The organism is Pseudomonas sp. Irchel s3f19 (assembly GCF_900187555.1).
Taxonomy (GTDB): domain Bacteria; phylum Pseudomonadota; class Gammaproteobacteria; order Pseudomonadales; family Pseudomonadaceae; genus Aquipseudomonas; species Aquipseudomonas capeferrum.
The window spans coordinates 175,786-194,553 of sequence record NZ_FYDW01000006.1; the positions used below are offsets into that span (position 1 = coordinate 175,786).

At 62.3% G+C, this 18,768-nt stretch carries 14 protein-coding genes; 5 read left to right on the forward strand and 9 right to left on the reverse strand.

What is annotated here, in order from left to right; all coding sequences use genetic code 11:
* The first annotated feature begins 47 nt into the window (after positions 1-47).
* A complete protein-coding gene (gene hppD, locus CKW22_RS16515) occupies positions 48-1,124 on the forward strand; it encodes a 4-hydroxyphenylpyruvate dioxygenase (RefSeq protein WP_033698024.1) in 1,077 nt (358 codons plus the stop codon).
* 18 nt (positions 1,125-1,142) lie between these two features.
* On the opposite strand, the gene CKW22_RS16520 is transcribed toward hppD, so the two are convergent.
* Together CKW22_RS16520 and CKW22_RS16525 are read right to left on the reverse strand one after the other, a co-directional pair.
* Positions 1,143-1,949 (reverse strand): CSS-motif domain-containing protein, encoded by an 807-nt coding sequence (locus CKW22_RS16520; protein ID WP_033698023.1) that lies wholly within the window; start codon positions 1,947-1,949, stop codon positions 1,143-1,145.
* 132 nt (positions 1,950-2,081) lie between these two features.
* On the reverse strand, positions 2,082-2,768 hold the full coding sequence (locus CKW22_RS16525; protein WP_033698022.1) for a type 1 glutamine amidotransferase domain-containing protein: 687 nt from the start codon (positions 2,766-2,768) through the stop codon (positions 2,082-2,084).
* Positions 2,769-2,913: 145 nt separating this feature from the next.
* Here CKW22_RS16525 and CKW22_RS16530 point away from each other — a divergent pair, with 145 nt between their 5' ends.
* Positions 2,914-4,995 (forward strand): ATP-binding protein, encoded by a 2,082-nt coding sequence (locus CKW22_RS16530; protein ID WP_095064430.1) that lies wholly within the window; start codon positions 2,914-2,916, stop codon positions 4,993-4,995.
* Between the two features lie 6 nt (positions 4,996-5,001).
* On the opposite strand, the gene CKW22_RS16535 is transcribed toward CKW22_RS16530, so the two are convergent.
* The 5 genes from CKW22_RS16535 to mexE form a co-directional block, all read right to left on the reverse strand.
* Positions 5,002-6,606 (reverse strand): response regulator, encoded by a 1,605-nt coding sequence (locus tag CKW22_RS16535; RefSeq protein ID WP_095064431.1) that lies wholly within the window; start codon positions 6,604-6,606, stop codon positions 5,002-5,004.
* 111 nt (positions 6,607-6,717) lie between these two features.
* Entirely contained in the window at positions 6,718-7,770 is a 1,053-nt protein-coding gene (locus CKW22_RS16540) for a tetratricopeptide repeat protein (RefSeq protein ID WP_095064432.1), read from the reverse strand.
* A gap of 189 nt (positions 7,771-7,959) precedes the next feature.
* Complete coding sequence (locus tag CKW22_RS16545) at positions 7,960-9,375, reverse strand: efflux transporter outer membrane subunit (RefSeq protein WP_033698018.1); 1,416 nt, start codon at positions 9,373-9,375, stop codon at positions 7,960-7,962.
* Entirely contained in the window at positions 9,372-12,551 is a 3,180-nt protein-coding gene (locus tag CKW22_RS16550; RefSeq protein WP_095064433.1) for an efflux RND transporter permease subunit, read from the reverse strand. The genes CKW22_RS16545 and CKW22_RS16550 overlap by 4 nt, the downstream gene beginning before the upstream one ends.
* Before the next feature lie 12 nt (positions 12,552-12,563).
* Positions 12,564-13,805, reverse strand: a complete 1,242-nt coding sequence (mexE, locus tag CKW22_RS16555) for a multidrug efflux RND transporter periplasmic adaptor subunit MexE (RefSeq protein ID WP_033698016.1) — start codon at positions 13,803-13,805, stop codon at positions 12,564-12,566.
* 239 nt (positions 13,806-14,044) lie between these two features.
* Here mexE and CKW22_RS16560 point away from each other — a divergent pair, with 239 nt between their 5' ends.
* Positions 14,045-14,728 carry a tetratricopeptide repeat protein gene (locus CKW22_RS16560; RefSeq protein ID WP_095064434.1) on the forward strand — a complete coding sequence of 228 codons (684 nt, stop codon included), beginning with the start codon at positions 14,045-14,047 and terminating at the stop codon, positions 14,726-14,728.
* A gap of 19 nt (positions 14,729-14,747) precedes the next feature.
* Here CKW22_RS16560 and CKW22_RS16565 read toward each other — a convergent pair whose 3' ends face one another.
* Positions 14,748-15,938, reverse strand: a complete 1,191-nt coding sequence (locus CKW22_RS16565; protein WP_033698015.1) for a type II secretion system F family protein — start codon at positions 15,936-15,938, stop codon at positions 14,748-14,750.
* A gap of 11 nt (positions 15,939-15,949) precedes the next feature.
* Positions 15,950-16,375, reverse strand: a complete 426-nt coding sequence (gspG, locus tag CKW22_RS16570) for a type II secretion system major pseudopilin GspG (protein ID WP_033700061.1) — start codon at positions 16,373-16,375, stop codon at positions 15,950-15,952.
* A gap of 185 nt (positions 16,376-16,560) precedes the next feature.
* Here gspG and CKW22_RS16575 point away from each other — a divergent pair, with 185 nt between their 5' ends.
* A complete protein-coding gene (locus CKW22_RS16575) occupies positions 16,561-17,154 on the forward strand; it encodes a lytic transglycosylase domain-containing protein (protein ID WP_033698014.1) in 594 nt (197 codons plus the stop codon).
* A gap of 96 nt (positions 17,155-17,250) precedes the next feature.
* Positions 17,251-18,711: a HAMP domain-containing sensor histidine kinase gene (locus CKW22_RS16580; protein ID WP_047583220.1), complete on the forward strand. Its 1,461-nt coding sequence runs from the start codon at positions 17,251-17,253 to the stop codon at positions 18,709-18,711.
* Positions 18,712-18,768 lie beyond the last annotated feature (57 nt).

Genomic DNA, 18,768 nt, shown 5'->3' on the forward strand with positions numbered 1-18,768 from the left:
ACATCCCCGGAAATCACTAATTTTTCGCTGTAGATGAGGACAAGAACATGGCAGATATTTTCGAAAATCCAATGGGCCTGATGGGCTTCGAGTTCATCGAGCTGGCATCGCCGACACCTGGCGTACTCGAGCCGGTTCTGCAGATACTCGGTTTCACCAAGGTTGCTACGCACCGTTCCAAAGAGGTGCACCTGTACCGTCAGGGCGGTATCAACCTGATCCTGAACAACGAACCTAAAAGCATCGCCTCGTACTTTGCCGCCGAACATGGCCCATCGGTCTGTGGCATGGCGTTCCGCGTGCGCAATGCCCATGAAGCCTATGCCCGCGCTTTGGAGCTGGGCGCCCAGCCGGTGGAGATCGAAACCGGCCCGATGGAGCTGCGCCTGCCGGCGATCAAGGGTATTGGTGGTGCGCCGCTGTACCTGATCGACCGCTTTGAAGAAGGCAGCTCGATCTACGACATCGATTTCAACTTCATCGAAGGTGTGGATCGCAACCCTGTGGGTGCGGGCCTGAAGATCATCGATCACCTGACCCATAACGTCTACCGTGGGCGCATGGCCTATTGGGCCGGTTTCTACGAGAAGCTGTTCAACTTCCGCGAGATCCGCTACTTCGATATCAAGGGCGAGTACACCGGCCTGACCTCGCGTGCCATGACCGCACCCGACGGCATGATCCGCATCCCGCTCAACGAAGAGTCGTCCAAGGGCGCCGGGCAGATCGAAGAGTTCCTGATGCAGTTCAACGGTGAAGGCATCCAGCACGTGGCCTTCCTCACCGATGACCTGCTCAAGACCTGGGATGCGCTGAAGGGCATTGGCATGCGCTTCATGACCCCACCGCCGCAAACTTATTACGAAATGCTCGAAGAGCGCCTGCCAGGCCACGGTGAACCGGTGGATCAACTGCAAGCGCGCGGCATCCTCCTTGATGGCGCCGCAGAGTCGGGTGACAAGCGCCTGCTGCTGCAGATCTTCTCGGAAACGTTGCTTGGGCCGGTGTTCTTCGAGTTCATCCAGCGCAAGGGCGATGATGGCTTTGGCGAAGGCAACTTCAAGGCGCTGTTCGAATCCATCGAACGGGACCAGGTTCGTCGGGGCGTATTGAGCACCGACTGATCCAACCGGGTACCGCCGTCAGGGTTTTTCGGCGGCGGTACCACGCCTGTTGCCCCGCGCCCGGAACAGGCCCCAATAGATGATCGAGCCGGTCACTATGCCTACCAGCACCAAAGAAGGAAGAATCTGCAGCATCGACTGGCGGATTTCCTGGGCGCTGTACCCTTGGGCGTACCCCCCCGTGACGGCATATCCATACTTGGCAGAAACTGCCCGTACCGTGTACTCGGACTGTGAAGGCCGATTCGGGTCGCGGCTGTCTCCATGGCTCCAGATGTACTGGTCGCCAAACTCCAGAAGCAGCGTCAGGCCATCTTGGAATGCGCGCAATTCGTTGCGCAGTTCCGAGGCATTGCCTGTGACGATCACACTGGGGTTTTGCCCCGGCACTTGAAAGTGAGTAACCAGCGTGGTGGGCAACACGGGCGAGTCGATCGCCAGCTCAACCCCCTGCCCGGATTGGGCGAAAGCCGACAGATGCTCCAGCGACTCGGTGTGGGTGCTGCAGTATGCTTGCTGGTCTTGCGTCAGCGTCAATGAGCGTAGCAAGGGATCGCGGGCCACCTGGTCCTGCAATGTACTGATGACATCCGCGCATGCCTTGCCAGCCAAAGGCTGGGCAAGCAAGGCGGTGCTATGCATGCGCTCCAGCACCTTGTCGATGGTGAACACCGCTTCCTGAACCGAGATCTGTGCGTTTTCCTCAAGCTTCTTTTCCAGTTGAAACACCATCACCAGCAACCCGGAAACCACCGGTACCAGGCCGATCGCCATGATTAGCAGCAACTCCAGCAAACTGCGCCCGGCATGCATGATTTTCGACATAGGCCATTGCTCTCCAGTCTGATGCTGCCCGTGTTGGACAGATGAGCTGAAAGCCTATGTATTCAACGGTATGTCGGATGTAGTCCGGGTGCGGCATGAACGCCGGGAAATCAGGTAATCAGGCGTAAGTTGTCACTTTGACTTGAGTCTCGCGAGCACCTTTTCAGCCAAGTCAGCCGTGGATGCGGGGTTTTGCCCGGTAATAAGACGATCATCGCTGACCACGAAGGGTTTCCACGGGTCATCGTGCTTGCTGTAAATACCGCCACGGGCAACCAGTTCGTTTTCGGTGAGAAAAGGCACTACCTTGTCCAGTTCAACCAGTTGCTCTTCGATGTTGGAAAAGCCCGTGACCTGTCGGTCCTTCACCAGCAGGCTGTTGTCACTGAGCTTGATGTTCAACAGGCCGACGACGCCGTGGCAAACAGCCGCGATGATGCCTTTGTTCTCATAGATCTTGCGTGCGAGGTCTTGAACCGGTTTGCTCTCGACAAAGTCGTACATCACGCCATGCCCGCCGGTGTAATAGATGGCGCTGTAGTCGTCAGCCTTGACCAGACCTGGGCTCAGGGTGGCGCCCAGGCGGCTCATGAACCGCTTGTCGTCATACCACTGCCAGTCCAGGTCGGGGGCCATCTGCAGGCTGTGCGGGTCGACCGGTACGTAGCCACCCTGAGGGCTGACATAGTCAACTTCGTAACCGGCCTTCTCGACTTTCTCGACAAAATGCACGGCCTCGCCCAACCATAGCCCGGTTGCCCGCTTGAGGTTCGGGTACTTGGCCGTATTGGTCAGCACTACCAGCACTTTCTTGCTCATGACCACACTCCCGTCGGCAGCCTGTAAGGGACCGTTATTCCATGGCTCAGTGGAAAACCTAATGAGCATAGCTGCCACATGCCGGTACGCCATTAAAGCAGCGCGAGCTGTGCTACCTTGAACAGCATTCGCCACCCAGAACACCATGGGAGTCACACATTTGGTCGCTAATGGCACCCCCCGCGAAGCTGCGTCACAGGCCATCCTGCTGGCGCCCAACACGGCAACGGTCGATCCCATGGGCGAGTGCATCGCCCAATTCGATTGGGGGCGCACCGCCCTCGGGCCATTGCCACGCTGGCAGGCCTCGCTGCGTATTGCCGTCGACATGATGCTGTTGTCGCCATTTGCCTGCGCGGTGGTGTGGGGGCCTGACCTCAGCGTGATCCATAACGACGCCTATCGAGCGCTGCGCCTCGGCGGCCAGGATGTACTGGGCAAAGCGTTCGACGCGGTCTGGAGCGATGCCTGGCAGACCATGGGGCCTTGGGTGTTCAAGGCACTCGAAGGGCGCTCGAGTTTTGTCGAGGACCCGCCCATGCGTATCGCCTGCGGCCAGAACGGCGACCCCGTGTGGTGTGCCTTCGGCTACTCACCGATTCGTGACGAGCAGGGCAGCGTTGCGGGTTTTCTTCACACACTCATCGAAACCACGGCAAATGTCGAGGCGTATCACCATTGGCGTGAGCAGGCCGAGGCCTTTGAAAAACAGCTCGGAAGCTACATGGCCGATCGTGAACAGATCTGGCAACTGTCGCGTGATGCCATGATGATCATCACCCGTGAACTGACGCTACACGCTACCAACCCAGCCTGGCACCGTATCCTGGGTTGGGGTAAGGACGCGGCGCAGGGCATGCCGATACTGGAGCTGATCCACCCGGCGGATCGCGCAGAAGTGCAGGTGGCGGTATCCGGCTTCGTGCAGGACAAGGCGCTCGAGCAGATCGATATCCGCCTGCGTCACCAGGATGGCCACTATCGCTGGTTTCGCTTGGCCGCCAAATTCGATGGCAGCTTGCTGACCGCCGTGGGCCGTGACATCACCGCCGACCGCGAAGAGGCCACCCGCCAGTCCGAGGCCCTGTTGCGCAACAGTGAACATCTGGAAGTCATTGGCCAATTGGCAGGCGGGATGGCACATGAAATGAACAACCTGCTGTCGGGTATCGGGGGCAGCCTGGAACTGTTGCAACGACGCATGCTGCAGGGGCGCCTGGAACGCATGGAGACCTATGTGGAGCTGGCGCGCGACTCGGTGCAGCGCGCCATGAACCTGACTCACCGGCTGCTGGCGTTTTCCAGCCATCAGCCCCTTGATCCCAAGCCACTGAATGTCAATCGGCAGCTGTCCTTGATCGAACCAATGCTACTAAAGGCCCTGGGCGCGGAAATGAGCCTGCATTGGCAACTGGATGTGAGACCATGGACGGTCTGCGTTGACCTTACCCAGTTTGAAAATGCCTTGATCAACCTCTGCGTGAATGCCCGTGAAGCCTGCCTTGAGCGTGGCAGCGTCACTATCCGTACTGTCAATGAACGGTTGACTGCGCATTTCCCGGATGAGCAGGGGCTGCCGCCAGGCGACTACGTGGCATTGCATGTCGAAGACAACGGCCACGGCATGTCGGCGGCCGATGTCGCCAGAGCTTTCGAGCCCTTTTTCACCACCAAGCCCATGGGGCGTGGGTCGGGGCTCGGCCTGCCGATGGTCTACGGCTTTGTCGGGCAGTCGGGTGGTTATGTCTGGATCGAGTCGAACCTGAACGAGGGGACGAGAGTCTCCTTATTGTTTCCGCGCAGCCGTGCGTCGATTCCGGCAGAGGCACCGGCATGCCTGCCGGTCATCGAGCGGGTCCAGGGCGGGCGGCTGCTGCTGATCGATGACGAGGTCAACCTGCGCGCACTGATGCGTGAGTTTCTCTGCGAGCGTGGTTTCGCCGTCATTGAAGTTTCCGACGCCAATTCTGCACTGGACCGCTTTCGTCATGACGGGGCTTTCGACCTGGTCATCACTGACATCGGCTTGCCGGGTGGTTTCAGCGGCCGGCAAGTGGCCAAGGCCATGCGCATGCTCAAACCGACGCAGAAAATCCTCTTCATCACCGGGTATACCGATCAGCCGATCGAAGCCCAACTGCTCGAGCAGCCTGGCACCGCGCTGATGCTCAAGCCGTTCCCGCTGGAGCAATTGGCCAACCAGGCCCAGCACATGCTTGCCGATTGAGCCGGTTCAGGGCTCGCCGAGTATCTGCGTCACCTGCGCCTGCAGCTGTTCGAGTGCGAATGGCTTGCAGATCAGGTGCATGCCCGCGCCAAGAAAGCCCTCCCTGGCCATGGCCGTTTCTGCGTAACCGGTGATGAACAGCACCGGCAGGTCTGGGCGCAGGGTGCGGGCGATTTCCGCCAGTTGCCGCCCATTCATGCCGGGCAGGCCGACATCGCTGACCAGCAGGTCGATCCTTTGCGATGAACGCAGTATGTGCAGCGCTTCATTGGCGTTGGCGGCGGTTTGACAAGGGAAGCCGTCTTCGCACAGCGCATGACAGAGCAACTGACGCACATGAGGGTCGTCTTCGACCACCAGCACGTCATGGCCCTTGCTGCCGGGCACAGGCCTTGGGGTCGGGCGCTCGGGCTTTGCCTCGCCAACGTGCCGCGGCAAGTACAGGTCGACTTGGGTGCCATGGCCGATCTTGCTCTGCAGGGTGACATGCCCATGGGACTGCTTGCTGAAGCCGTACACCATGGACAGGCCCAGGCCGATGCCCTGGCCAACGGGTTTGGTGCTGAAAAACGGTTCGAAGGCGTGTTCCAGCGTGCTCTGCGACATACCCTGGCCGTCATCGATGATGCTCAGGCGCAGGTATTCACCACTGTTCAGGGCGCCCCCCGCGAACTGCTCGTGCTCGACCCGCTGGTTGCTCGCCTCGATGCGTAGCAGCCCGCCGGTGGGCATGGCTTCACAGGCATTGAGCAGCAGATTGTCCACGGCCTCTTGCAGCTGCCCGTCGTCGGCCTCCACCGGCCAGAGGTCGGCGGGCACATGCAGTTGCAGGGTCACTGAATGGCTGAGCCCAGCATTCAGGCGCTTAGGTTCAAGCAGCGTGTGCAGCTCGACGCGCTGAGTGTGCAGGGATTGCCTGCAGGAAAACGCCAGCAGACGGTGGGTCAACTGACCTGCGCGCGACAGGGCCTCCTGGCCCATGCGCAAGATGTCCTCCAGGCTGTCGCTGCGGCCCTGCTTGAAACGACGCTCGATCAGTTCGAGACTGCCACCGATACTGGTCAACAGGTTGTTGAAATCATGAGCGATGCCACCGGCCAGTTGGCCGATGGCTTCCATTTTGCGGATCTGCGTGCGGGCGAGCTCTGTGCTGTGCTGTTCCTGGAAACGTGCGTCCAGCCGCTGTTGCTGGGCTGAGAGCTGATCACGTGCGTGGTACTGATGGCGGCGGTTACGCTGCGCGATGCGGATCAGTTGCAACACTTGCCCCTCCTCGAGTGGGAAGAGCAACTGCATCAGGTTACCTGTAGGCAGGTGGGTGGGGCCTGTGGCGGCTGAGCTGACATCCATGATCAGCAGAATGGGCAGGTCTGACCAGCTGGGCTGCTGGTCGATAAAACCTTGCAACGGCGGGCTGGGCCCGTTGCTGAACGTCTGCTCGGCGATGATCGCCAGGGCCGCACCTTCGATCAGGCAGTCGTGCAGGTTGGCGATGTCATGGGCACACAGGCTTTCGATGCCGACGGTCGCAAGCAGGCGAGCGGTATCCGCAGCAAGCTGTGGGGGTGCCAGGATCAAGGCACGTTCGTCCAACGCCAACGAACTGGCCAAAGCGACGCTCCTGTAACATTAGGCAGGGCCAAGGCTTGGCCGTGCTGCCAGTAGTCCGATACTCACTGGACCGCAGGCTGTCGCTTGGGGTTCAACGAATTTTTCGGCGGCCTAAAGCCCCTGTTGTAGCACCGGGTCGTCGGGGTTTTGCCGTTCGAGCTCGGCGAGCAGCACCTGAACGTTCTGCAGTTGGCCGGTCTCTTTCCAGTACTGGATAAGCAACAGCCGCGCCCGGCGATTGGCTGGCTCGCGACTGAGCACGGTTTCCAACTGTTTCTGGGCAGCATCGACCTGCTCGAGTTCATGCAGGGTCACCGCCAGGGTAGTGCGGTACTCGGCGTTGTCCGGCTCCAGCTCCACCGCACGGGACAGGGCAAGCAGGGCATATTCGCGCTGTTCGTGCCGATTGAGCCAGAGCCCCAGCTCATATTGCAAAAAGGCAGAGTCGGGGCTCAGGAGCAAGGCTTTGGCCAGCACCTGGCGAGAAGCGTCGTGATGGCCTTGGCGCTCCAGCAGGCGAACCTGGGTTGCCAACGCGTCGACGTTGCCTGGGGCCACCGTCAGGGCCCGTTGCAAGGCAGCAGCGGCCTGGGTGTAGTCGTTTTCGTGCAGGTACAGGCGCGCCAGATGCACCTGAGCATCGGCGTCGTCGGGTTGTTCCTCCAGTGCCTGCTGGTACTGCTCCAGGGCTGCCTGCAAGGGGCCGAAGTACAGGCCGATAGCGTCCGGGTCCAGGCCCAGCAGAGCGTCTACGGCCGCGAAGCGTACACTTTGCTCGGCGTCATCGAGCAAGGGGCCGAGTACCAGGCTGCGTTGTGCGGCCGGCAGCAAGCGGCGAATGCCGGCAATGGCTGCTTGGCGTACCAGCGGGTCTGCGTGCTCCAGGTCCAGGCGTGCAAGTTTCAGGGCCTGGGGGGAGGGGTAGTTGGGCAGCTCGGCGTACAGAGCCGCGCGGCGAATGGGGGCCAGGTCGTTACGTTGCAATTGCTGGTACAGCACCCGCGCAGCGCCTGGCAAGCCTTCATGGGCCTGGCGCAGGGCCTTGGCGTAACTGTGCGCGGGCAGCGTGGGCGGTGCCGGCTGGTCGTCTCGCTGCAGGTAGCCGATCATGGTGACCAGCAGAATCAGCAGCAAGGCGATCAGGTAGCGGTTGCGTCTGGGCATCGGACGGTCCGTGGCGGCAGGAAGGGCAGAGCTTGGGCCAGCAACGGGTCAAATGCAACCGCTGAAGGCATGGCGGCGCCAAGGCCGTCAGAGGCCCCGCAAGGCGCAAAAAAAGCCCCGCAGGCCAAGGCCCGCGGGGCAAACGGTTGGGGGAGTAACCAACCAAAGGAGTCGTTGAAAGGGGTTGAATCAGCGCGCGCTGGCCACCGTATCCGGTTGCCAGCCGCCACCCAGGGCCTTGTAGATCGAGACGATGCCGCGGTACAGCTCGACCTCTCCCTGGGCCTGGGCATCTTCTGCGCTAAGGCGCTCACGCTCGGCGTCGAGCAGCACCAGGTAATCCACCGTGCCTTCGCGATAGCGGATCGAGGCCAGCGCTGCCGCCTTGCGGCTAGCGTCGCTCTGACGCATCAGCGACAACAGGCGCTGCTGGGTCTTGTCGTAATCGCTGAAGGCGTTGGCCGACTCTTCAAGGGCCAGCAACACTTGCTGCTCATAGTTGGCCAGGGCGCCTTCGGCGTCTGCCTTGGCACCGCGCAGACGGGCGCGCACGCTGCCCAGGTCGAAGGCCGCCCAGGTGATGCTCGGGCCCAGGCCCCAGGCGTTGGCTGCCGAGGAGCCGATCTGCGAGCCGCGCGCAGCCGTAAAGCCGAGGAAGCCACTGAGGCTGACCCGTGGGAACAGGTCGGCAGTGGCCACACCGACGTTGGCCGTGGCGGCGGCCAGTTGGCGTTCGGCACTGCGAATATCCGGGCGACGACGCAGCAGCTCGCCGGGGTCGCCCACCGGCAGTGCTTTGGCGATGGCTGGCAGGGCCTTGGGCGACAGGTCTACGCTCAGCGCGTCCGGGCGCTGGCCAAGCAGGGTGGCGATGCGGTGACGGGCACGCGCCTGTTCGGCCTGCAGTTGCGGCACAGTGGCTTCGACACCTGCCAGGCGCGCATCGGCACGCACCACATCAAGGTCGTTGCCCACGCCAGCATCGCGCAGGGTTTCGGTGATGGTGCGCGATTCCTGCTGGGTCTTGAGGTTGGCCAGGGCGATGTTCTCGCGCAACTGGGCACCGCGCAGTTGGCCATAGGCGTCGACCAGTTCGGCGATCAAGCTGACTTGCAACTGCTGCAGGTCGGCCGCGGCGGCGGCCTCCTGGGCTTCGCTGGCTTCGATCTGGCGCTGAATACGGCCGAACAGGTCGAGTTCCCAGGCCATGTCCAGGCCCAGGTCATAGCGTTCGCTGTTGACCCGCTGCTCGGTCTGGCCGGGGACCTGGCCCTTGCCGATTTCGCTGCTGGCACGGCTGGTGACCACCGGCAGTTGGTCGTTGGCGGCGTCCTCACGGATAGCACGGGCCGACTTCAAACGGGCAAAGGCTACCCGCAGGTCACGGTTACCGTCGAGCGAGGCCTGCACCAGCTGGTTCAGCACCGGGTCGTCGAACTGCTTCCACCAGATGCTTTCGAAGCGGCTACGGTCGTAGGCCTTGGCCTGCAGCTGAGGGTCAAAACGGGCAGGCTCGGTGTTCGGCGTCTTGTAGTCCGGGCCCACCGCGCAGGCCGCCAGGGCCAACGCCAGCAGGCTCGGGGTCAGGGGTTTGAGCAGGTTCATGCGGGGTTCTCCAGCGATTGCACGCGTTCGGCCTTGCGGGCTTGGCGGCGTTCGACGAAACGGCGGATCAGGTAGAAGAACACTGGGGTCAGGAACAGCCCGAACACCGTCACGCCGATCATCCCCGAGAACACCGCGACACCCATGGCGTGGCGCATTTCCGAACCGGCACCGGAGGAGAACACCAGCGGTACCACGCCCATGATGAAGGCGATCGAGGTCATCAGGATCGGCCGCAGACGCAAGCGGCAGGCTTCCAGCACTGCGGCCAGCGGGTCGAGGCCCTTGGCCTGTTCATCCTTGGCGAATTCGACGATAAGGATCGCGTTCTTGCACGCAAGGCCCACCAGTACGATCAAGCCGATCTGGGTGAAGATGTTGTTGTCACCGCCCGAGACAATCACCCCGGTAATGGCCGACAGCAGGGTCATCGGCACGATCAGGATCACCGCCAGCGGCAGGCTCCAGCTTTCGTATTGGGCCGCCAGCACCAGGAACGCCAGCAGTACGCAGAGCGGGAACACCAGCAGCGCGGTATTGCCAGAGAGAATCTGCTGATAGGTCAGGTCAGTCCACTCAAAGGTCATGCCGTTGGGCAGTTCCTCTTTGAGCAGTTTCTCGATGGCAGCCTCGGCTTGGCCAGAGCTGTAGCCCGGGGCCGCCGCACCGTTGATTTCTGCGGTGATGAAGCCGTTGTAGTGCATCACGCGATCAGGCCCGGAGGTGTCGCTGACCTTGAGGAAGGTCGCCAGCGGGATCATCTCGCCCAGGTTGTTGCGCACCTTCAATTGGCCGATCTGTTCGGCATCGAGGCGGAACTGCTGCTCGGCCTGGACGTTGACCTGGTAGGTACGGCCAAAGCGGTTGAAGTCGTTGGTGTACAGCGAGCCCAGGTAAACCTGCAGGGTGTCGAAGATGTCGTTGATCGCCACGCCGTGGGTCTTGGCCTTTTCCCGGTCGATGGCGGCATCGACCTGCGGCACGTTGACCTGGTAGCTGGTGAACAGGCCCGCCAGTTCCGGCACGTTGTGGCTCTTGGCGATGATGTTCTGGGTTTCCTTGTACAGCGCTTCGTAACCCAGGTTACCGCGGTCCTCGATCTGCAGGCGGAAGCCGCCAATGGTGCCCAGGCCCTGTACCGGCGGCGGTGGGAAGATCGCGATGTAGGCGTCCTGGATGTCGGCGAACTGGGCGTTCAGGGCGGCGGCGATGGCCGCTGCCGACTGGCTCGGGTCTTTGCGCTCGTCGAACGGCTTGAGCGGGGTGAACACGATGCCGCTGTTCGGGCTGTTGGTGAAACCGTTGATCGACAGGCCCGGGAAGGCTACCGAATCGGCAACCCCAGGTTGCTTCAGGGCGATCTCGCTCATGCGCTTGATCACTGCCTCGGTGCGGTCGAGGCTGGCAGCATCAGGCAGTTGGGCAAAAGCCACCAGGTATTGCTTGTCCTGGGCTGGCACGAAACCGGTCGGGGTGGACGAGAAACCGAGGTAAGTCAGGCCCATCAAACCGGCATACACGAACAGGGCGATGCCGCTGGAGCGGATGACCCGGCGCACGCCGCCGACGTAACTGTGGCTGGCACGGTCGAAGAAGCGGTTGAACGGCGAGAACAGCCAGCTGCCCAGCAGTTTGTCGAGGAAGCGCGAGAAACGGTCCTTGGGTGCGTGGTGGTCCTTGAGCAGCACGGCGGCCAGGGCCGGCGACAGGGTCAGCGAGTTGAACGCCGAGATGACCGTGGAGATGGCGATGGTCAGGGCGAACTGCTTGTAGAACTGCCCGGTAAGGCCGGAAATGAACGCGGCAGGCACGAACACGGCGCACAGCACCAGGGCAGTGGCAATGATCGGCCCGGTCACTTCGCTCATGGCCTTTTGCGTGGCTTCGAGCGGTTTCAGGCCCAGCCCGATATTACGTTCGACGTTCTCCACCACAACGATGGCGTCGTCCACCACGATACCGATGGCCAACACCAGCCCGAACAGCGACAAGGCATTGAGCGAGAAGCCGAACAGGTGCATCACCGCGAAGGTACCGATCAGCGACACCGGCACCGCCAGCAACGGGATGATCGAGGCGCGCCAGGTCTGCAGGAACAGGATCACTACCAGCACCACCAGTATCAGCGCTTCGAACAGGGTGTGTACCACTGCCTCGATGGAGCCGCGCACGAAGATGGTCGGGTCATAGACGATGCTGTAGTCCATGCCCTCGGGGAAGTCCTTCTTCAGCTCGGCCATCTTGGCCCGTACTTCATCGGAGATCTCGATGGCGTTGGAGCCTGGGCGCTGGAAGATCGGGATGGCCACTGCCGGCTGGTTGTTCAGCAGCGAGCGCAGGGCATATTGGCTGGAGCCGAGTTCGACCCGGGCGATGTCTTTCAGGCGAGTGATTTCGCCATCGGCACCGGCACGGATGATGATGTTCTCGAACTCTTCCTCATTGACCAGGCGGCCTTGAGTGTTGATCGACAGCTGGAAACTGGTGGACCCAGGGGCGGGCGGGGCGCCCAGCTGGCCGGCAGCGACCTGGCGGTTCTGCTCGCGGATGGCCGCGACAACGTCACTGGCTGTCAGGTTGCGCGAGGCGGTCTTGTTCGGGTCGAGCCACACGCGCAGCGAGTAGTCACCCATGCCGAACAGTTGCACGTCACCCACGCCGCCCAGGCGTGCCAGCTCATCCTTGATGTTGAGGATGGCGTAGTTGGACAGGTAGAGCATGTCGTAGCGGTTGTCCGGCGAGGTCAGGTGCACGACCATGGTCAGGTCGGGCGAGGCCTTGTCGACGGTAATACCGATGCGCGTCACTTCTTCCGGCAGCTTGGGCTGGGTGCGGGTGACGCGGTTCTGTACCTGCACCTGCGCGTTGTCGAGGTCGGTGCCCAGGGCGAAGGTGATGGTCAGGGTCAGCTTGCCATCGGCGGTGGATTGCGAGGACATGTACAGCATGTTCTCGACACCGGTGATGGCCTGCTCCAACGGTGCGGCGACGGTTTCGCCGATCACTTTGGGGTTGGCACCGGGGAAGTTGGCGCGCACCACCACGGTGGGCGGCACCACTTCCGGGTATTCGCTGATCGGCAGCTGGAACAGCGAGATCGAACCCGCAATCAGCAGCACCAGCGACAGCACCGCGGCAAAAATCGGCCGGGTAATGAAGAATTTTGAAAAGTTCATCGGTGTGATCCCTTAACCGCGTGGCGCCTGGACGCTGGCGACTTTCTCAGTGGTGCCCGCTACCTTCGGCGTGGTGTTGCTGGCTTCGAGGGCCTGGCGCTGCTGGGCGAGGGCGGCGAGGGTCTGTTCGCTGGCCATTGGCGTTTCTTCTGGGGTAACCGCCGAACCTGGGCGTACCCGCTGCAGGCCTCTGACTACGATGCGGTCATCCTTGGCCAGGCCGCTGCGCACGATGCGCAGGCCTTCGAGCTTGGGCCCCAGCTCTACAGCGCGGTAGGTAGCTTTGTTGTCCTTGTCCATGACCAGCACGAACTTCTTGCCAAGGTCGGTGCCCACGGCTTCGTCGTTGATCAGCATGGCGTCGTACTGGGCGCTGCCGACCAGCTTCAGGCGTGCATACAGGCCAGGGGTGAACTGGCCGTCGCGGTTGTCGAACACGGCGCGGCCACGGATGGTGCCGGTGCGCGGGTTGACCTGGTTGTCGACGAAGTTCATCTGGCCCAGGTGCGGGTTGCCGGTTTCGTTGGTCAGGCCCAGGTACACCGGGGTGGTCTGGCCGCGCTGGCCTTCACGTGCCAGCTGGGTGTACTTGAGGTACACGCGCTCGTCGGCGTCGAAGTAGGCGTAGACCTTGTCGGTGGACACCACGCTGGTCAGCGGGGTGACATCGGCGGTGACGATGTTGCCGGCTGTGAACTGGGCACGGCTGACACGGCCGCTGATGGGCGCGGTAACACGGGTGAAGCTCAGGTTCAGACGGGCCAAGTCGAGCTGGGCCTGGATTGCATCGACCCCGGCGCGGGCTTCGGCGGCGGCACTGCTGCGCGATTCGGCAAGTTCGGCGGAGATGGCGTTGCTGTCACGCAGGCGCTCGCCACGGCGGGCTTCGTTGGCGCTGCGGATGGCGGTGGCCTTGGCCTGTTGCAGTTGCGCTTCGAGGCGGCGGACTTCAGCCTGGAACGGGCGCGGGTCGATCTGGAACAGCAGGTCGCCTTTCTTGACCTGGGCGCCTTCGGTGAAACCGACGAGGTCGATCTGGCCCGAGACCCGCGGCCGCACTTCGACGGTTTCCGGGGCTTCGAGGCGGCCGGTGAACTCGTCCCATTCATTGATCGGCTGTTCGATCACCTTGGCAACGGTGACTTTGGGCGCGGCGGGCGCCTGCACGGCGTCGGGGGTTCGACCGCAAGCGCTGAGCACTACGACTGCCAGGGCAGCGAGTGGAAAGCGCAAGGGTTTGAGTGAGTGGTCCATGGAGAACTCCGCCAGAGTATTAGTAGTGGGCGGAGTGTGAGTGCCTTGCGCGCGGCGCACGAATCGAACGGGGCGAAGGTTATTATCACGCTGAATGATATGTCGAGATCTTTCATCGATAAGCGGCATCGCGGGGAGATGAGCATCTGAGCGATCAATCGGGAACTTCAATGCCATGCTCAGGTCGATAGGCTCTTCTTTCGAGCCAGGCCCACCTGGACCAGTCGAGTGCTTTCCTCATGCCAAGCAAGCGTATGCTGTCGACCCTTACCCTGTTGTTCAGCGTCGCTGCGAGCCATTTCACCGTCGCCGGCGAGCGCACGGCGACTGCACACAGTAATACGGCCTCGACCCTGTTGATCGACACCGCTTCTAGGCAATATGCAGACGGCAAACTTGATCAGGCCGCGGCCACACTGGAGCGGGCGCTGCAAATTCAGCCGAACAATCCCGCTACACTGCACTATCTGGGTGTGCTGCGCTTGCAGCAGGGGCAATACGATCAGGCGGGAGTGTTGGCGGCGCGCTCCAACCTGCGCGTCGGGCACAACGTGGCATTGCGCAATCGTAATCTGCAATTGATTCAGGCAGCGAACAAAGCCCGGACTTCAGGTACTGCTCCTGGTGCTGTAAACGCGTCGGCTGTTCAAGCAACACAAGTACAGACGAGCTCGGCGCACGCACGATCAGTCACGCTTGCTGCTGCCGAACAGATGCAGGGCATTGCCGGTCAGCAGCGAATCGGTCTTGCTGAACACCGCATGGCCGATGCTGCTTTTGAGGTGCCGCCAGGCCACAGGCCGCCACCGGGCAAATGCCGAATCTGGTTCCGCGATCGCTCACCCGGGCATCAACCCCCGCCCGGCAAGTGCAAAAAGCTAAAAAAACACATTCCTGCCGGCGCCTACCTTGTGCGTCATTAATGGCCTGGGCCTAGCCGTTTCAGTGGATGCTTGAGGCCAGTTCGAAGATCGGCATGTACATCAAGATCACGATGAAGCCGATCAGCAAGCCGATGAAGGTCATCAGCAGCGGCTCGAACAGCTTGACGAACCATTCCACCCAGCGGCCGATCTCCTGGTCGTGAAAGTCGGCGCAACGCTCCAGCATCTCGCCGAGGTTGCCCGACTGTTCACCCGCCCGCAGCAGCCGCAAAGACACCGGCGTCACCAGTTGCCCGGCCTCCAGCGCATCGGACAACGGCAGCCCTTCGGCCACGCGTTGGCTGGCTTGTTCAAGGCCTTGGGCTGCGGCACTGCCCAGCAGCCCGCGGGCCATGCCCATTGCCGTGAGGATGGAAATGCCACCTTGTAAAAGGATGCCCAGCGAGCGGTAGAAGCGTGCCAGCTCGTACATCATCAACCGCTGGTGCAGTGCGGGCATGCGCCTTAGCTGGCGGGATGCCCAGCGTCGCACGCGCGGGTGACGGCGCAGCAGTACCAGGGCGGTTATCCCCGCCACACTGCCCAGTGCCAACGGCAGTTGCTGGGCATGCAGGAACAAGCCGATCTGCATCAGCATGCGTGACAGCCAGGGCAGCTCGGTACCCATGCCCTCGAACACCTGGCTGAAGCGCGGCACCACGTAGCCGAGCAGAAACAGCACCACGCCACCGCCCACCAGCAACAGCAGCAGCGGGTAGACCGACGCCCCCACCAGCTTCTGCCGGACCAGGTCCAGGCGTTGGCGGTAGGCGATATAGCGGCCCAGGGCGTCGCCCAGGGCGCCGGTGCGCTCGCTGGACTGCACCAAGGCGACGTACAGCGCCGGGAAGATCCGCGGCTGCCGGGCCAGCGCCTGGGACAGCGAATGGCCCTCGTACAGCTGGCGCACCAGGTCACCCAGCGTTTTGCGCGTGGCCGGGGTCGCGGCTTTTTCCGCCAGGCTTTCCAAGGCGTCGATCAACGGCAGCCCGGCATTCAGCAGGGTCGACAGCTCCTGGCTGAACAGCACCAGGTCAAAGTGTGCTTCACGGCGCCAGGCCATGCGACGCAATGCGCCGCCCTGGCCCTTCACGCTAACCACCCGCAAACCTTGCGCCTCGACCTGGCGACGCGCCTGGTCGGCATCTTCGGCGTCGATCTGCAACTGCACCACGCCCTGTCTGCCCAGGGCCTTGAGGCTGTAGCGCATGGCCGAACTCCTCATTGCCAACTGGTAATTTCGGCGTTTTCCCCGTCACCACCGGGCTGGCCGTCCTTGCCCATCGACAGCAGGTCGTATTCGCCGCCGTTCTCGCCGGGTTGCCGGTAGATGTAGGCGTGCCCCCACGGGTCCTGCGGTACCGCCTTCTGCAGGTAGGGGCCCGTCCAGCGGGCTTCGCCACTGGGAGCGGTGACCAGCGCCTGCAGGCCCTGTTCACTGTTGGGGTAATGGCCGACTTCCAGGCGATAGAGGTCAAGGGCCTTGCTCAAGCCCTCGATCTGTGCCCGTGCCACCTTGACCTCCGAGCGGCCTAGCTGGCTGAAGTACTTGGGCGCGACGATGCCGGCCAGCAGGCCGAGCACCACCAGCACCACGAGGAGTTCGAGCAGGGTGAAACCACGTTGGGGGTTGGATCTGCGCTGCATGGTGAAGGCCTCCGCTGCATGTAAACAGGCTGTGTCAGGCACCATGCAACAGCCGTGCACGTCTGCCTCGGGGCCTTGCACCATGCGGTACAGGAAGCGGCACAGTGCTTGCGTCGTCGACATCGACCTCGGGTTTTCCGGGGCATTTCCCCCACATCGGGGGCCACGACGAAGAGGCAGCCGACATGCGTGGACTCATCCTGGGTTTGATCTGGCTGGCGGCGGGTGCCGCCCAGGCCGATGTGTACATCTCCATCGATGCCAAGGGCGGCTACGTACTGACCAACGTCCATCGACCCGGGCGTCATTACCAGCGGGTGATCAGCGAACCGCTGGCCCAGGCGGGCCCGGCCGGTGCGCAGTTGATCACCGGGCGCCCCTATGCCGAGCTGGTGGCGGCCGCGGCGCTCGCCCACAACGTACCGCAAGCGTTGCTGCATGCGCTGATCAAGGCCGAGTCCGGCTATAACCCCAAGGCCCGCTCGCCAGCGGGCGCGGTGGGGCTGATGCAACTGATGCCCGATACCGCCCGTGAAATGGGCGTGGAGAACGCCCTGGACCCTGAAGACAACGTGCAGGGCGGCGCACGCTACCTCAAACGCATGCTGACCCTGTTCGACAACGACATCACCTTGGCCGTGGCCGCCTACAACGCAGGCCCCGATGCAGTGCTGCGACGGGGGGCGGTGCCGCCGTTCGCCGAAACCCGCCGCTACGTGCCCAACGTGCTGCGCGAGTACCGCAAGCTGCAAGGGTTGGCGGACGATTCGCCGTTGTAGGCGCGGCCACCCTTCGGCGGATGCCATCAATTTACAACCATGGTTCCCCCAACTCTGGGCTATAACCTTCAAAGGTGCCCAGCCGTGGAGTCCGCCATGGACATCGCCCCCCGTTCCGACGCCCTCGAAGTGCCTGCCGGCAGCGAGGCGGCAACCCCACGCAAGCCGTTCAACCTGTTGCGCTGGTACGCCTGGGTCAGCCTGGCCATCATCTTTTCGGTGGCTGTCGGCCTGGGGCTGATTTCCAGCCGCTTTATCATCGACGAAAGCGTCGAGCGCGATGCGCTGCTTTCTGCCCAGTTCATTACCTCGATTGCCGACGCCGAAGTGCGCCACGTGTCAATCCCCAATGTGCGCACCATGGGCGAGCTGCTTGACCCGCGCACCGATCGCACGGCGCTGCCGGATGTCGATCCCGAAGCCCGGCGCAAGGCGCGCGGTGAATTCCTTGACCATATCGCGCACCTGCCTGACATGCTGTTGGCCAATATCTATGCGCCGGACCGCACCGTGATCTGGTCCAGCAACCCCGCATTGATCGGCAAGCTGATCGAGGGCGATGACGACCTTGATCGCGCCTTCGAATACAAGATGCGAGTCTCCGCCAGCTACCATGATTTTGAACAGGCACGCGAAGAGCAGAAGTTCGTGACTCCGCCCGTGCAGCTGTTCATCGAGAACTACATCCCGCTGTTCGACGCCGATGGCGAGCATGTCACGGCCATGGTGGAAATCTACAAGGAGCCCCATGACCTGATCGTGCGCATCGAGCACGGCCTGATCCTTATCTGGGCGGCGATCACCGTTGGCGCCGCACTGGTCTATATCGGCCTGTACGGCATCATGCGCCGCGCCGCCAAGCTGCTGGCAGTGCAGCAGAAGCGGCTGATCAACAACGAAACCTACGTAGCCCTTGGCGAGGTGTCTTCGGCGGTGGCGCACAGTTTGCGCAACCCGCTGGCGAGCATCCGCTCCAGTGCCGAGCTTGCACAAGCGTTTGATGACGGCCCGGCACAGCGGAATATCAACGACATCATCAACCAGGTCGATCGCATGTCGCAGTGGATTCGCCAACTGTTGCAGTCACTGCGCCCGCTCAATGACGAAGCAGTGGCGGTGGACCTGGCGCAGGCACTGCAGGAAAGCCTGCAGACCTTTGCCGTACCGCTGACGCGCTGTGCAGTGAGGCTTGACCTGCAGCCGTTACCGGCGGTTCAGGTACTGGGGCACCCGGCATTGCTCAGGCAGATCTTCAGCAGCCTGATCGCCAACGCGCTGGAGTCGATGGAGCAGGGCGGCACCTTGCGTGTCGAAGTGGTGCGCCAGGACCGGCGCAGCCTCACCCTGCGCCTGTCCGATACCGGCAAGGGCATGACCGAGCAGCAGGTTCGCATGGCATTCAGGCCGTTCTTCACCACCAAGCAGGGCGGGCTGGGTGTTGGCCTGGTGCTGGTCAAACGCATCATGGAGCGCTTTGGTGGGGCGGTGAGGTTGAGCAGCAGTGAAGGGCACGGCACTCGGGTTTCGCTGAACTTCAGGTTGGTCAGCTCCGCATGATTGGCTTTAAATATATTGAGTAACTATATGATTTATATGTATTTATGGTTTTTTGGG

Excerpts from the sequence above, each read along its gene's own strand:
- gspG (WP_033700061.1), bottom strand. The coding sequence starts at position 16,375 with ATGCAGCGCAGATCCAACCCCCAACGTGGTTTCACCCTGCTCGAACTC.
- CKW22_RS16560 (WP_095064434.1), top strand. The coding sequence starts at position 14,045 with ATGCCAAGCAAGCGTATGCTGTCGACCCTTACCCTGTTGTTCAGCGTC.
- CKW22_RS16575 (WP_033698014.1), top strand. The coding sequence starts at position 16,561 with ATGCGTGGACTCATCCTGGGTTTGATCTGGCTGGCGGCGGGTGCCGCC.
- CKW22_RS16525 (WP_033698022.1), bottom strand. The coding sequence starts at position 2,768 with ATGAGCAAGAAAGTGCTGGTAGTGCTGACCAATACGGCCAAGTACCCG.
- CKW22_RS16550 (WP_095064433.1), bottom strand. The coding sequence starts at position 12,551 with ATGAACTTTTCAAAATTCTTCATTACCCGGCCGATTTTTGCCGCGGTG.
- CKW22_RS16540 (WP_095064432.1), bottom strand. The coding sequence starts at position 7,770 with ATGCCCAGACGCAACCGCTACCTGATCGCCTTGCTGCTGATTCTGCTG.
- CKW22_RS16530 (WP_095064430.1), top strand. The coding sequence starts at position 2,914 with ATGGGAGTCACACATTTGGTCGCTAATGGCACCCCCCGCGAAGCTGCG.
- CKW22_RS16545 (WP_033698018.1), bottom strand. The coding sequence starts at position 9,375 with ATGAACCTGCTCAAACCCCTGACCCCGAGCCTGCTGGCGTTGGCCCTG.
- mexE (WP_033698016.1), bottom strand. The coding sequence starts at position 13,805 with ATGGACCACTCACTCAAACCCTTGCGCTTTCCACTCGCTGCCCTGGCA.
- hppD (WP_033698024.1), top strand. The coding sequence starts at position 48 with ATGGCAGATATTTTCGAAAATCCAATGGGCCTGATGGGCTTCGAGTTC.
- CKW22_RS16580 (WP_047583220.1), top strand. The coding sequence starts at position 17,251 with ATGGACATCGCCCCCCGTTCCGACGCCCTCGAAGTGCCTGCCGGCAGC.
- CKW22_RS16520 (WP_033698023.1), bottom strand. The coding sequence starts at position 1,949 with ATGTCGAAAATCATGCATGCCGGGCGCAGTTTGCTGGAGTTGCTGCTA.
- CKW22_RS16565 (WP_033698015.1), bottom strand. The coding sequence starts at position 15,938 with ATGCGCTACAGCCTCAAGGCCCTGGGCAGACAGGGCGTGGTGCAGTTG.